This window comes from Pseudoalteromonas agarivorans, from assembly GCF_024518735.1.
Taxonomy (GTDB): domain Bacteria; phylum Pseudomonadota; class Gammaproteobacteria; order Enterobacterales; family Alteromonadaceae; genus Pseudoalteromonas; species Pseudoalteromonas atlantica.
Map to the genome: position 1 here is coordinate 284736 of NZ_JANIGJ010000006.1, position 12462 is coordinate 297197.

13 protein-coding genes and 3 tRNA genes are annotated in these 12462 nt (G+C 43.6%); 5 read left to right on the forward strand and 11 right to left on the reverse strand.

Annotation, left to right across the window (positions count from 1 at the left end; all coding sequences use genetic code 11):
* Window positions 1-2 precede the first annotated feature (2 nt).
* Window positions 3-623 carry a MarC family protein gene (locus NQT65_RS12905; protein ID WP_004589061.1) on the reverse strand — a complete coding sequence of 207 codons (621 nt, stop codon included), beginning with the start codon at window positions 621-623 and terminating at the stop codon, window positions 3-5.
* A 94-nt stretch (window positions 624-717) separates the two neighbouring features.
* On the opposite strand from NQT65_RS12905, the gene NQT65_RS12910 reads away from it, so the two are divergent.
* The 3 genes from NQT65_RS12910 (at window position 718) to NQT65_RS12920 (ending at window position 2117) form a co-directional block, all read left to right on the forward strand.
* Complete coding sequence (locus NQT65_RS12910; protein ID WP_029773280.1) at window positions 718-1152, forward strand: transcriptional repressor; 435 nt, start codon at window positions 718-720, stop codon at window positions 1150-1152.
* A 72-nt stretch (window positions 1153-1224) separates the two neighbouring features.
* Window positions 1225-1692 (forward strand): chemotaxis protein CheX, encoded by a 468-nt coding sequence (locus tag NQT65_RS12915; RefSeq protein WP_029773279.1) that lies wholly within the window; start codon window positions 1225-1227, stop codon window positions 1690-1692.
* Window positions 1689-2117 carry a secondary thiamine-phosphate synthase enzyme YjbQ gene (locus NQT65_RS12920; RefSeq protein ID WP_256851326.1) on the forward strand — a complete coding sequence of 143 codons (429 nt, stop codon included), beginning with the start codon at window positions 1689-1691 and terminating at the stop codon, window positions 2115-2117. The genes NQT65_RS12915 and NQT65_RS12920 overlap by 4 nt, the downstream gene beginning before the upstream one ends.
* A 186-nt stretch (window positions 2118-2303) precedes the next feature.
* Here NQT65_RS12920 and NQT65_RS12925 read toward each other — a convergent pair.
* The 4 genes from NQT65_RS12925 to orn form a co-directional block, all read right to left on the reverse strand.
* A tRNA-Gly gene (locus NQT65_RS12925) sits at window positions 2304-2379 on the reverse strand.
* Window positions 2380-2728: 349 nt separating this feature from the next.
* A tRNA-Gly gene (locus tag NQT65_RS12930) sits at window positions 2729-2804 on the reverse strand.
* A gap of 119 nt (window positions 2805-2923) precedes the next feature.
* A tRNA-Gly gene (locus NQT65_RS12935) sits at window positions 2924-2999 on the reverse strand.
* Window positions 3000-3258: 259 nt separating this feature from the next.
* Entirely contained in the window at window positions 3259-3804 is a 546-nt protein-coding gene (gene orn, locus NQT65_RS12940) for an oligoribonuclease (protein ID WP_004589057.1), read from the reverse strand.
* Between the two features lie 125 nt (window positions 3805-3929).
* On the opposite strand from orn, the gene rsgA reads away from it, so the two are divergent.
* Together rsgA and asd are read left to right on the forward strand one after the other, a co-directional pair.
* Window positions 3930-4988, forward strand: coding sequence for a small ribosomal subunit biogenesis GTPase RsgA (rsgA, locus tag NQT65_RS12945; RefSeq protein ID WP_126005874.1), 1059 nt, complete (start codon window positions 3930-3932; stop codon window positions 4986-4988).
* A 15-nt stretch (window positions 4989-5003) separates the two neighbouring features.
* Window positions 5004-5882: an archaetidylserine decarboxylase gene (gene asd / locus NQT65_RS12950; RefSeq protein WP_256851327.1), complete on the forward strand. Its 879-nt coding sequence runs from the start codon at window positions 5004-5006 to the stop codon at window positions 5880-5882.
* Between the two features lie 263 nt (window positions 5883-6145).
* On the opposite strand, the gene NQT65_RS12955 is transcribed toward asd, so the two are convergent.
* Genes NQT65_RS12955 through thiC form a run of 6 tightly spaced genes read right to left on the reverse strand, consistent with a single transcriptional unit; the run spans window position 6146 to window position 12435 of the window.
* The gene (locus NQT65_RS12955; RefSeq protein WP_256851328.1) at window positions 6146-6895 is read right to left on the reverse strand and encodes a HesA/MoeB/ThiF family protein; all 750 of its coding nucleotides are present in this window, start codon (window positions 6893-6895) and stop codon (window positions 6146-6148) included.
* Complete coding sequence (gene thiE / locus NQT65_RS12960) at window positions 6888-8414, reverse strand: thiamine phosphate synthase (RefSeq protein ID WP_256851329.1); 1527 nt, start codon at window positions 8412-8414, stop codon at window positions 6888-6890. The genes NQT65_RS12955 and thiE overlap by 8 nt, the downstream gene beginning before the upstream one ends.
* A gap of 13 nt (window positions 8415-8427) precedes the next feature.
* Window positions 8428-9219 carry a thiazole synthase gene (locus tag NQT65_RS12965; RefSeq protein WP_004589052.1) on the reverse strand — a complete coding sequence of 264 codons (792 nt, stop codon included), beginning with the start codon at window positions 9217-9219 and terminating at the stop codon, window positions 8428-8430.
* 4 nt (window positions 9220-9223) lie between these two features.
* Window positions 9224-9418 (reverse strand): sulfur carrier protein ThiS, encoded by a 195-nt coding sequence (thiS, locus tag NQT65_RS12970; RefSeq protein ID WP_054982299.1) that lies wholly within the window; start codon window positions 9416-9418, stop codon window positions 9224-9226.
* A gap of 7 nt (window positions 9419-9425) precedes the next feature.
* The gene (locus NQT65_RS12975) at window positions 9426-10427 is read right to left on the reverse strand and encodes an FAD-dependent oxidoreductase (protein WP_055252896.1); all 1002 of its coding nucleotides are present in this window, start codon (window positions 10425-10427) and stop codon (window positions 9426-9428) included.
* A gap of 55 nt (window positions 10428-10482) precedes the next feature.
* A complete protein-coding gene (gene thiC, locus NQT65_RS12980) occupies window positions 10483-12435 on the reverse strand; it encodes a phosphomethylpyrimidine synthase ThiC (protein WP_126005862.1) in 1953 nt (650 codons plus the stop codon).
* Window positions 12436-12462 lie beyond the last annotated feature (27 nt).

Sequence of the window (12462 nt, forward strand, 5' to 3'; positions counted from 1 at the left end):
TGTTAGCTGTATATTTGTAAACCAAAATAATGCGCGATACCGTTGAGTATATTTGTAACTGCCACAGAGCTTAAAATTAACCCCATGATTCTACTTATAATACTTGCGCCACTGTCGCCTATTAATTTATGCACATGATTTGCGAGTAACAACAGCACAAGCACAACAACTAATACAACCAACATCATCGACGATGTAGTAACTTGCTCAACCCACGTGTATTCTTCGTTACGGGTCATCAGTACTGCGCCAAGCATGGCGCCGGGGCTTGCTATAGAGGGAATGGCTAGCGGAAAAATAGCGGTTTCTGTGCTGTCGCGCACACTTTTAATCTCAGACTCGGGCTTACTTTCACCAAAAATCATTGAAAGCGCAAAAATAAGCAGGACTATGCCCCCCGCTATTTGAAACGCCGACAGCGGTATTTCAATTGCATTTAATAGCTGCTCACCGGCAATAACAAAAAAGAGTAAAACCACAGCGGATACACCCACGGCTTTAAAAACAACTTTTCGTTTAAACTTTTCATCTTCCCCACGTGTCACAGCAATAAATACAGGCACTGTACCTATAGGGTCTATCACCGCAAAAAAGAAAATAAATATAGCTACCAGTTCATGCATTAATGGGGTTCCTAGATAAAAAGTGTTTAATAAAAACGCTGCAAGTACAACACAGTATGTTAGTATATCACGGTAGCGTAAGGATAAGAGAATGATGAATATAGAATCACTCGTAAGTAAAGCAAAACAAGTTTGTGACAACCGTGGTGCGCGTTTTACGCCTATCCGCGAAAAAGTATTTCGCCTATTAGCTAGCGCCCAAGGCGGCGTTGGGGCGTACGATTTACTTGAGCAATTAAAAGTAACAGAAACAGGCGCAAAACCTGCAACAATTTACCGTGCGCTAGACTTTTTATCAGAGCTGGGCTTTATTCACAAAATAGAAAGCACCAATGCATTTATGCTTTGCCATCACTTTGATCATATTCATCCTGTGCAGCTATTAATTTGTGACAGTTGTGGCTTTGTAAAAGAGCTGCACTCTACGGTTATTTCTCACGAGCTAAACAACTTAGCAGCAGAAAGCGGCTTTGTTGTATCAGGACAAACTATTGAAGCACACGGTAAGTGTGAGTCTTGTAGAAGCTAAACCCAAAGTTTGTTTTAAAGCTATACTCATATTTAGATAGCCACTTTAGCACCAATTTTAAGAGTACCTAACATGAATGTTGAGTTCATTAATCCATTTTTATCTTCTTTGATCAATGTGTTATCTACAATGGCACAAACCGAGTTAAAACCAGGTAAGCCGCGTATTAAAACAGACGAAGTCGCCTGTGGCGATGTATCTGGTTTAATTGGCATGGTGGGCGCGCAAACTCGTGGCTCATTTTCAATTACCTTTGATGAAAACTTAGCTCTGACCATCATGGAGCGCATGCTTGGTGAGCGCCCTGACAACATAGACGATGAAGTAACTGATATGGTTGGGGAAATTACTAATATGGTTACCGGTGGAGCTAAAAACTTACTCGGCGAAAAAGGCTATGACTTTGATATGGCTACGCCAATTGTAGTTGCAGGTAAAGGCCACACCATCACACATAAAAGTAAGGGCAAAAAAATAATTATGCCATTTAGCTGTGATGCAGGCGATGCAAATATAGAAGTTAGCTTTGATAAGTTATGAGCTGGCAACAAACTCAAATAACTTTAAAACCGCGCGCTCGAGGATTTCATTTAATTGATGATGAAATACTCGCGCAGCTGAGCGAGCTGGCTAATTATAAAGTTGGCCTATTACATTTGTTTATTCAGCACACATCGGCAAGTTTAACCATAAACGAAAACGCCGATCCTACAGTGCGCATGGATATGGAAAGCCACTTTAACCATTTCGTTCCTGAGCGCCAACCTTACTATCGTCACGATTACGAAGGTGATGATGATATGCCAGCCCATATAAAAACCAGTACGTTAGGGTGTGAATTAAGTATTCCTATAAACAATGGGCGCTTAGCGCTAGGTACATGGCAAGGTATTTACTTAGGTGAGCATCGCGACGCTGGCGGTGCAAGATGTATTATAGCGACCTTGCAAGGCGAAACCTTTTAACCTTGTATTGACCTCCCCTCCCTAGCTTTTACCCACGTCACTTCGCATTATTTAAAACCCTTTATATCGCGCGGCGGCATGCGGCCACTCGTGCGTTTAATATTTATAAATAATTTTCGTAGCTATAAATCAGATCAAGATATTGTTTTAAAGAGATGTTTATTTTAGTGGGGTATTTAGAGAGATTGGAGCGGCACACGAGGCTCGAACTCGTGACCTCGACCTTGGCAAGGTCGCGCTCTACCAACTGAGCTAGTGCCGCTTCATATTTAGTCAGTAATTTGTCCGTTGGTGCGCGACAGGTCGCGTCCTACGTTCTGGCAACTGAGCTAGTGCCGCTTTATAGATTGTCAGTAATTTGTCCGTTGGTGCGCGACAGGTCGCGTCCGACATTCTGGCAACTGAACTAGTGCCGCTTTATAGATTGTCAGTAATTTGTCCGTTGGTGCGCGACAAGTCGCGTCCTACGTTCTGGCAACTGAGCTAGTGCCGCTTTATAGATTGTCAGTAATTTGTCCGTTGGTGCGCGACAGGTCGTGTCCTACGTTCTGGCAACTGAACTAGTGCCCCATTACATTTTATTCGATACTTCAATTTCTTTGGTGAGAAATTGGAGCGGCACACGAGGCTCGAACTCGTGACCTCGACCTTGGCAAGGTCGCGCTCTACCAACTGAGCTAGTGCCGCTTCATATTTAGTCAGTAATTTGTCTGTTGGTGCGCGACAGGTCGCGTCCTACATTCTGGCAACTGAACTTGTGCCGCTTTACTTCGTTTACTATCACTACAATTTCTTTGGTGAGAAATTGGAGCGGCACACGAGGCTCGAACTCGTGACCTCGACCTTGGCAAGGTCGCGCTCTACCAACTGAGCTAGTGCCGCTTCATATTTAGTCAGTAATTTGTCCGTTGGTGCGCGACAGGTCGCGTCCTACATTCTGGCAACTGAACTAGTGCCGTCTCATAGTTAGTCAGTAATTTGTCCGTTGGTGCGCGACATGTCGCGTCCTACGTTCTGGCAACTAAGCTAGTGCCGTACTTACTGATGGTATTTAAACCACTCAAATACACCAACCCCGCGAGGGTTATCGTCTTGAGCGGGGCAGGATTCTACAATAATCTAATGTGTTTGCAAGTGTTTTTTACAAATTAAAGAATTTTTCTCTATACACCTTTAATTCCATAATAGAATCTTTAATGTCATCGAGAGCTAAATGAGAGCCTTTTTTATTTACCTGTTCTAGTACCTCAGGCTTCCAACGTCGGGCAAGCTCTTTAATTGTGCTTACATCTAAATTTCGATAATGAAAAAAGTCTTCAAGCTCGCGCATATACTTATTCATAAAGCGTCTGTCTTGACCTATAGAGTTACCACACATCGGTGATTTACCCGCAGGAACCCACTGCTTTAAAAAATTAAGCGTTTGTTCAACCGCATAAGCCTCATCGTATGTACTGGCTTTACAACGGGCAGTCAAACCTGATTTCCCATGCTGTGTAGTACACCATTCGTCCATGCCATCTAACAACTCATCACTTTGGTGAATAGCTATAGTAGGCCCTTCCGCGAGTATATTTAAATCGGCATCAGTTACTACTGTTGCAATTTCGAGTATTTTATCTGTGGCCGGCTCAAGTCCAGTCATTTCCAGATCAAGCCAAATTAAATTAGATTCATTAATAGTCATAGTAACCTTAAACAGTGCTTTTCTTTAGATCCAACGCATTTCGATATATCATATTAGCATCAACCGTCGAGCTAAAGCTTTTTTATACGCAAAGCCGACATTTAAACCAAGGTTATAGGCCAAAAGTGGCAAAACAGAAAAAATTAAGTAAAGGCCAATCTCGCAGGATCAAGGCTAATCATCAAAAGCGCTTAAATAATGCCGATACAAAATTGGCAAAAGGTGGCGCACAAGAGTGGCAAACAGATAATCTGGGCGCAACCGAAAACGCCATCGTGATCAGCCGTTTTGGCCAACACGCCGATGTAGAAACACAAGAAGGTGACGTATTACGCTGTAATATTCGCCGTACCGTTACTAACTTAGTGTGTGGTGATGAAGTACTATTTCGCCGCGCAAAAGTAAGTGAAGGCGACTTAGCGGGCGTTATTGAAGCAACACAAGAACGCCGCTCACAGCTTACGCGTCCCGACTTTTACGATGGCGTAAAAGTAATCGCAGCAAATATTGACCAAATTTTAATGGTCTCAGCGGTACTGCCAGAGTTTACGCCCAGTATTATCGACCGTTACTTAATTGCCTGTGAAGACATGGGTATAGAACCTATTTTAGTACTTAATAAAATCGATTTAATCGACGACGAAGGCCTAAATGAAATTCAAAAAGTACTCGATATTTATCGAGGCCTTGGTTATCAGGTACTGCTTGTAAGTAGTGTAACCGGCGAAGGCATAGATGATTTAAAAAACGTACTGGTTGATAAAAATAATATTTTTGTTGGTCAAAGTGGCGTAGGTAAATCAACCTTAGTTAACACTGTGCTTCCTGATGCCGAAATATTAACTAAAGAAGTATCAGAAAACAGTGGCTTAGGGCAACATACCACCACTGTATCGCGCTTACATCACCTACCAAGTGGTGGTAACCTAATTGACTCACCGGGAATACGTGAGTTTGGTTTATGGCACTTAGATGTTGAACGGGTAACCTGGTGCTTTAAAGAGTTTAGAGAGTTTATAGGTGGATGTCGTTTTAGAGACTGTAAGCATTTAAACGACCCAGGCTGTATAATTCAACAAGCGGTAGCCGATGGCGATATTTCGCAATTGCGATTCGACAGCTACCACCGTATTTTAGAAACAATGGCCGATGGCCGTGCTGGTGCACGCGCACCTCGCGTTTAATTTAGGAAACAATCTGTGAGTTTAGACAAATTTAAAATTGCAATGCAGTATGCAATGCCAAAGCACTTTATTTCACGCGTAGTAGGTAAATTAGCAGCAGCAAAAGCAGGTGCTTTAACTACAACGCTCATTAAACTATTTATTAAACAATATAAAGTAGACATGAACGAGGCTTTGTATGAAGACCCAGCGCACTACAAAACATTTAATGAATTTTTTACTCGCCCATTAAAAGATGGTGTGCGTCCAATGGCGCAAGGCGAGAACGTAATTACTCACCCTGTTGATGGTGCTATTAGCCAACTGGGCGACATTGTTGATGGGCAGCTAATACAAGCAAAAGGTCATGACTACAGTCTACAAGCACTATTAGGTGGCTCCGAAGATGATACAACACCATTTTTAGGTGGAAAATTTGCTACCATTTATTTAGCGCCAAAAGACTACCACCGTATTCATATGCCTATAGACGGCACACTAAGTAAAATGATTTACGTACCGGGCGACTTATTTTCGGTAAACCCGCTTACAGCGCGCAATGTCCCTAATTTATTTGCTCGTAACGAACGTGTAGTGGCTATTTTTGAAACCGAAATTGGCCCACTTGCTATGGTACTAGTAGGCGCAACCATTGTTGCCAGCATAGAGACCGTTTGGGCAGGCACAGTAACACCACCCGCAGGTAGCGACGTGTTTAGCTGGAATTACCCAGCTAAAGGCGAAAACGCCATTACCCTTAAAAAAGGTGAAGAAATGGGCCGCTTTAAACTAGGCTCAACAGTGGTACTAGCATGGGGTGCAGATAAAGCAGACATTTTAGACGACCAACTGCCTGAAACAGTAACGCGTTTAAACACCGCATTTGCAACAATTAAAGAAAGTGAAGAGCTGTAAGCTGTAAGCTGTAAGCAAAAATAAATATTAAGCACCGCGTTTACCAAAAACGCGGTGCTTTTTTATTGGTAGGCGTGAAGCTTGCTCACGCAAAAAAGGAAAAGCGTAAATAGATTTTGTATCAACGGGCCTGCAAGAAAGGCGCCTATAGATGAATTAAACTACGATGCTAATTTTAGCTGTAGACGATGAGCTTGCTTACGTTAGAAGCGCAGCTTCTCATGGCTTAACCCCGAGTTTAGCCCCGCAAATTACCTCATACTTTATTCACCGCACTCTTTACAGTTTATATCTTTAATCATTTTAAAATGCTGTTGCTTTAAGCTAAGCGCATCAAAGCTGATAAACACACTACCTTCAACATGCCCTAACAGCATATTAAGCGTAAGCTGTGCCTGCATAGAGCCTATAATTCCTAACAGTGGGCTTATTACACCTGCATTACTACAATTTACAGCGGGAGCGGCGTCACTTTTTGCAAAAACACAGCCATAACATGGGCTATTGTTTTGCCTAAAATCAAAACCCATAAGTTGCCCACGACTTGAAATCGCGGCACCTGCAATTAAAGGCAACTTATGAGTAAAGCAATAACGGTTAACACTGTAACGTGTGGCAAAATTATCAGAGCAATCAAGTACTATGTCGGCATTTTTTAAAAGCTCCCCTGCGTTGTTATCATCGAGCTTTTTACAATGCGTCACTATTTCTATTTGATTATTAAGGCTTGTTAATACTTTGCCAGCAGCGGTGACCTTGTTTTGCCCTAAGTGATTAACTTTATAAAGCACTTGGCGCTGCAAGTTAGAAAGCTCAACCGCATCATCATCTATTAAAATAAGTTTACCAATACCTGCCGCAGCTAAATACAAAAGTGCAGGACTACCTAGCCCGCCAACTCCCACTACTGCAACGGTGGCTGCTTTAAGTGCTAACTGCCCTTCTAGGCCCACTTCTTTTAATAATAAGTGGCGACTATAACGCAGGGTTTCTTTATCGCTAAGCTTATTCATTAGGCTGATTTATAGCACTTTTTAGCGCACTAATTGCTGCAATATAATCATTCGCTTCACTAATCGCGCGTACAACCGCAACACTGCCTACTCCTGTATTTGCAACCTCGCTTGCGCGGGTTAAATCTATGCCGCCAATGGCAACAGTTGGGTAGCTTTGCATTAATGGCACACACTTTTTAAGTTTATCGAGACCTTGTATTTGCCCTGTCATATCTTTGGTTGTGGTTGGGTAAATAGCACCAAATGCCATATAACTTGGTCGGTAGTTGTGCGCACGTAACATTTCGTAAAAACCATGGGTAGAAAGCCCAAGCCTTAAACCTGCTTCTTTAATCGCGGCTAAATTAGCGGTTTCTAAATCTTCTTGGCCTAAGTGTACGCCGTAGGCACCGTGCTTAATTGCCAACTGCCAATAGTCGTTTATAAATACGTGAGCGCGGTACTTATTACCCAGCTCTACGGCCTGCTTAATTAACTCATCAAGCTCAAGGTCGGTTTTATTTTTAACGCGAAGCTGCGCCGTAGTAATACCTTGCTGCAAACATTTATCTAGCCAATCTAGGCTATCGACCACAGCATATAGGCCCAACTTTTTGCTCTCACAAGGTGCAAAATCAGCCGCCATATTAAATTCCAGCGGCACATCAAAATCAAGCTCATCACCAAGCCAGCTGCCAGGCTCTATTACTTGCGGGTAGTCATCTAACTGTGTAGGAAAAGCAGTATGTGCAACAGGGCCTATTCCTTCGCCGTATCTAACCGACTGCTTTAAGCCCTGATTTATATAAGCTTTAGCTAAAATAAAAGCATCTTTTAGTGGGTAGTCTTTTGCTAAACACGCGGCAATAACCGAGGCCATGCTACAACCTGTACCATGACTATGAGGGCTTTGAATTTTTTTATTCCCAAGCCAATACTCTTCGCCGTTTTGTGTGCAGTAATCAATACAATAACCAGTTGGGTAATCCCAGTGCCCGCCTTTAATAACAACCGCTTTTGCGCCCCAACTTAATAGCTTTTTAGCTGCGTCTTTCACGGCGCTTGGGCCAATTAAATATACGCCTGTTAATAATTGCGTTTCGTGCGTGTTAGGCGTTATTACATCCACCAGCGGCATTAAGCATTCTTTAATGGCACTTACGGTATCTTCTTCAGTTAATACATCACCACTTGAAGCAATTGCAACAGGGTCGTAAACAATTACAGGCGGTACAGGCCATTTAGCTTTGTAATGCGCTATATGCTCGCTTATTAATTGAATTTGCTGCACATTAGCCAGCATGCCAATTTTAATTACTTTGGCTTTCATATCGCTTTCGAGTGCGAGTAATTGCGATTCAATAATATCGGTAGATACCGCGTTAATGGCCTCTACACCTAAGCTATTTTGCGCCGTAAGCGCGGTAATTGCAGTACACCCATGCACGCCAAAACTTTGCATTGCTTTTATATCGGCTTGAATGCCTGCGCCACCACCTGAGTCTGAGCCTGCAATTGTCCACACTAAATTATTCATACTCTTTATTTCCTTACTGCTGATGCCAAAACGGCATACCCATTGTAGGGGTTGAGGGGGCTGCTAAGTCTTTTTCAGGCATTGCTTTGGCATTATACGCAAAGCGCCCTGCCTCTACCGCGGCTTTAAATGCACGGCTCATCGTAATTGGGCAGCCAGCCCCTGCTATCGCTGAATTTAATAATACCGCATCATACCCTAATTCAAGCGCTTGGCAGGCATGCGAAGGCAAACCAAGCCCTGCATCTACAATTAATGTTGTGTTTGGTAAGCGCTCACGAATTGTTTTTAAATTATAACTATTTAAAAGCCCCTTACCGGTGCCAATAGGCGCGCCCCAAGGCATAAGCACTTCACACCCTAGCTCGTTTAAACGCTGGCAAAGCACTAAATCATCGGTGCAGTAGGGTAATACTTTAAAGCCATCATCAATTAATATTTTTGTGGCTTCTAACAATGCGAATGGGTCGGGTTGTAAGTTGTAGTCATCACCTATTAGTTCAAGTTTAATCCAATCGGTTGCAAATACTTCACGGCACATTTTAGCAAGTGTTACGGCTTCTTTTACACTGTGGCACCCTGCGGTATTAGGCAGTATTTTAAGGCCGGTGTTTTTTATAAGCTGCCAAAAGTCATCCCCTGCGGCAGCGCTTTGCTGGCGCCTTAATGACACCGTTACTATTTGCGCACCAGAGGCTTTTATAGACTCTTCCATCACTGCTGGAGAGGGGTAAAGCGCCGAGCCTATTAATAAACGGCTATTTAGTTGCTCGCCATAAATAGTTAAGCAATCGTTACCTTGCATAATGTTACCCACCTTGAATAGGCGATAACAATTCAATGCTATCCCCTTCGTTAATTGTGGTGCTGGCGTGCAGACTTTGTGGAATAAATTCGCCATTTAGTGCCACCGCGAATGGAGGCTTTGCACCAAAATTTTGTAATACATCAACAAGCACTGCACTTTTAATAGTTAGCAGCTCACCGTTAATTGTTATAGTCATTTATTACTCACCCTATTTGAGATAACGCATCAGCCACTAAGGCGGGCCCTAACATATAGCCATGACGATATAAGCCATTAATGCTAATTACGTTACCTGTTTTTAAAACCGCAGGGCGGTTATCGCTAAATGCGGGGCGTAACCCGCTTTGAATATTTAACAGCCGTGCTTCGGCAAACCCGCTGTGCACAGTGTAAGCCGCCGAAAGTAGTTCAAGCGTGGAGCGTACTGTTGCAGGGCCGCTATCATCAGACTCTATTTCAGTTGCACCAATTACATACTCATTATTAGGTTTTGGCGCTATATAAATTGGGTAGCGCGGGTGCATTAAACGCACCGGCCGCGTTAAATTAACCTCAGGTGCATGTAACCTGGCCACTTCACCGCGTACGCCTCTAAGGGGTTTATCGCCTTTAGCACCAAGCCCTCGGCAATCAATAATGTAATCAAACGCGCGGTTATTCACCTCGCCGTTTTGAATGCTAACGCGTTGGTTAAAAACAAACTTAACCTTGCGTTTATTAAGCATGGTGAAGCTTGCTTTATAAAAGGCCTGGTTATCTATTTGCCCTTCGCAGGGTAAAAACACCCCTTGATTAAAACGATTAGCTAATTCGGGCTCTAACTGTGTTATTTGCTGAGCATTTAACGCCTGCGCACTGTGCCCTGCTATAGGCTTAATACGCTGGCTAAAGCTTTGTAAGTCGCCTTTATCTTGCTGGTGTGCCACGACCAGCGTGCCTTTTTGCTGATAAAAAACTTCGCCTTCAAGCTCGCTCACTATCTCTGGCCAGCGCTTGAGAGAATTTAGCCCCATGATGGCTAAATCCGTTTCACACAATACCGACTCAGCAAGCGGAGCAAGCATTGCAGCAGCCACTTTACCGGCACTATTTTGTGTGTGTTCGTCACTGGCTTCAAACACTGTTACATGATGCGACTTACTAAGCTCGAGGGCAGCTAAGCGCCCTGCTAAACCAAACCCCACAACAGCAATGTTGTAAAACATAAAACCTCCTTTTAATAACAGGCTAGCAGCCATAAGCCGCTAACCTGTTATTGGCTTATATTGCTTTGTGGTAAATTTCTGAGCCCGTTTGTTTAAACTCTTCCGATTTCGCTTTCATTTGCGCTTCTACATCAACCATTTTGATCTCAATTGCATCACCAACATTGTTAGGATCGATCCCGCGTGATTCGAGATCTTTGGCGTAATCGCGTACCTCTTGGGTAATTTTCATTGAGCAAAATTTAGGGCCACACATAGAGCAAAAGTGCGCTACTTTGCCAGACTCTTGCGGTAGGGTTTCGTCGTGATATTCACGGGCACGTTCTGGGTCTAAACCAATGTTAAATTGGTCGTGCCATCTAAATTCAAAGCGCGCTTTTGATAATGCATTATCGCGCTCTTGCGCGCCGGGGTGGCCTTTGGCCAAGTCGGCAGCATGCGCTGCAATTTTGTAGGTAATTAAGCCCTCTTTTACATCTTCTTTATTGGGCAAACCTAAATGCTCTTTTGGTGTTACATAACACAGCATGGCACAGCCGTACCACGCTATTTGTGCAGCGCCTATACCCGATGTTATATGGTCGTACCCTGGTGCTATATCGGTCGTTAATGGGCCTAATGTGTAAAAAGGCGCTTCGCCACAATGCTCTAATTGTTCATCCATATTGGCTTTAATCATATGCATTGGCACATGGCCTGGGCCTTCAATAAATACTTGTACATCGTGTTTCCACGCAACTTTTGTAAGCTCCCCTAACGTACGTAACTCACTAAATTGCGCTTCGTCGTTGGCATCGGCAATCGAACCTGGACGAAGGCCATCCCCAAGCGAAAAACACACATCGTATTGTTTTAAAATTTCGCAAATATCTTCAAAGTGCGTATATAAAAAGTTTTCTTTATGGTGCGCTAAACACCACTTAGCCATAATTGAGCCACCACGCGATACAATGCCGGTTACACGCTTTGCCGTCATTGGCACATAACGCAGCAATACACCGGCATGAATAGTAAAGTAATCAACGCCCTGCTCGGCTTGTTCAATTAACGTATCGCGAAATATCTCCCAGGTTAAATCCTCGGCCACTCCGTTTACTTTTTCAAGCGCCTGATAAATTGGTACGGTGCCAATGGGCACCGGCGAATTACGTACTACCCATTCACGGGTTTCGTGAATGTAACGCCCGGTTGATAAATCCATTACGGTATCGGCACCCCATCGGGTAGACCACACCATTTTTTCTACTTCTTCTTCGATTGATGAGCTTACCGATGAATTACCAATATTCGCGTTAACTTTAACTAAAAAGTTACGGCCAACTATCATGGGCTCGGTTTCGGGGTGGTTAATATTATTAGGTAAAATAGCGCGGCCGCGGGCTATTTCGTCGCGAACAAATTCAGGGGTAATAAAATCGGGAATACTCGCCCCAAACGACTCGCCTTTATGCTGTGCTGCTAGCAGCTCTTCTCTAATTTGTGCACGGCCCATGTTTTCGCGTATGGCTACGTATTCCATTTCAGGGGTAATAATGCCTTGGCGAGCATAATGCATTTGCGTCACGTTTTTGCCCGCTTTACCACGGCGAATTTTAGGTAAATGATCAAAGCGAATATGATCAAGGCCGTCATCGGCCATACGTTGCTGAGCAAATTGCGAAGTGACCGAGTCGAGCACTTCGGTGTCGTTGCGCTCTTTTATCCACTGCTCACGAAATTTAGGTAACCCCTTACGTACGTCTAATTCAAAGTTAGGGTCGGTATACGGGCCTGATGTATCGTAAACACGCAGTGGATCGTTTGGCTCATACACAGGGTTTTGCTCATCGCCACCAATAAACGTATCGCTTAATGTAATTTCGCGCATACCCACGCGTACACCGCTTTGGCTGCCCTCAACATACACTTTTTGTGAGCTTGGAAATGGCTGACCCGTTAAATTATAAATGTAATCTGACGCAGCGGCGCGCGTTTCTCGACGTGTAGACTTATTTGTAGTGTTTGACATGACTTACCTCATTGCTAAAGGGTTGTC

Bases quoted from the DNA above. Each gene is read 5' to 3' on its own strand.
- NQT65_RS12905 (WP_004589061.1), bottom strand. From the start codon at position 623: ATGCATGAACTGGTAGCTATATTTATTTTCTTTTTTGCGGTGATAGAC.
- NQT65_RS12910 (WP_029773280.1), top strand. From the start codon at position 718: ATGAATATAGAATCACTCGTAAGTAAAGCAAAACAAGTTTGTGACAAC.
- NQT65_RS12915 (WP_029773279.1), top strand. From the start codon at position 1,225: ATGAATGTTGAGTTCATTAATCCATTTTTATCTTCTTTGATCAATGTG.
- NQT65_RS12920 (WP_256851326.1), top strand. From the start codon at position 1,689: ATGAGCTGGCAACAAACTCAAATAACTTTAAAACCGCGCGCTCGAGGA.
- orn (WP_004589057.1), bottom strand. From the start codon at position 3,804: ATGACTATTAATGAATCTAATTTAATTTGGCTTGATCTGGAAATGACT.
- NQT65_RS12955 (WP_256851328.1), bottom strand. From the start codon at position 6,895: ATGAATAAGCTTAGCGATAAAGAAACCCTGCGTTATAGTCGCCACTTA.
- thiE (WP_256851329.1), bottom strand. From the start codon at position 8,414: ATGAATAATTTAGTGTGGACAATTGCAGGCTCAGACTCAGGTGGTGGC.
- NQT65_RS12965 (WP_004589052.1), bottom strand. From the start codon at position 9,219: ATGCAAGGTAACGATTGCTTAACTATTTATGGCGAGCAACTAAATAGC.
- thiS (WP_054982299.1), bottom strand. From the start codon at position 9,418: ATGACTATAACAATTAACGGTGAGCTGCTAACTATTAAAAGTGCAGTG.
- NQT65_RS12975 (WP_055252896.1), bottom strand. From the start codon at position 10,427: ATGTTTTACAACATTGCTGTTGTGGGGTTTGGTTTAGCAGGGCGCTTA.
- thiC (WP_126005862.1), bottom strand. From the start codon at position 12,435: ATGTCAAACACTACAAATAAGTCTACACGTCGAGAAACGCGCGCCGCT.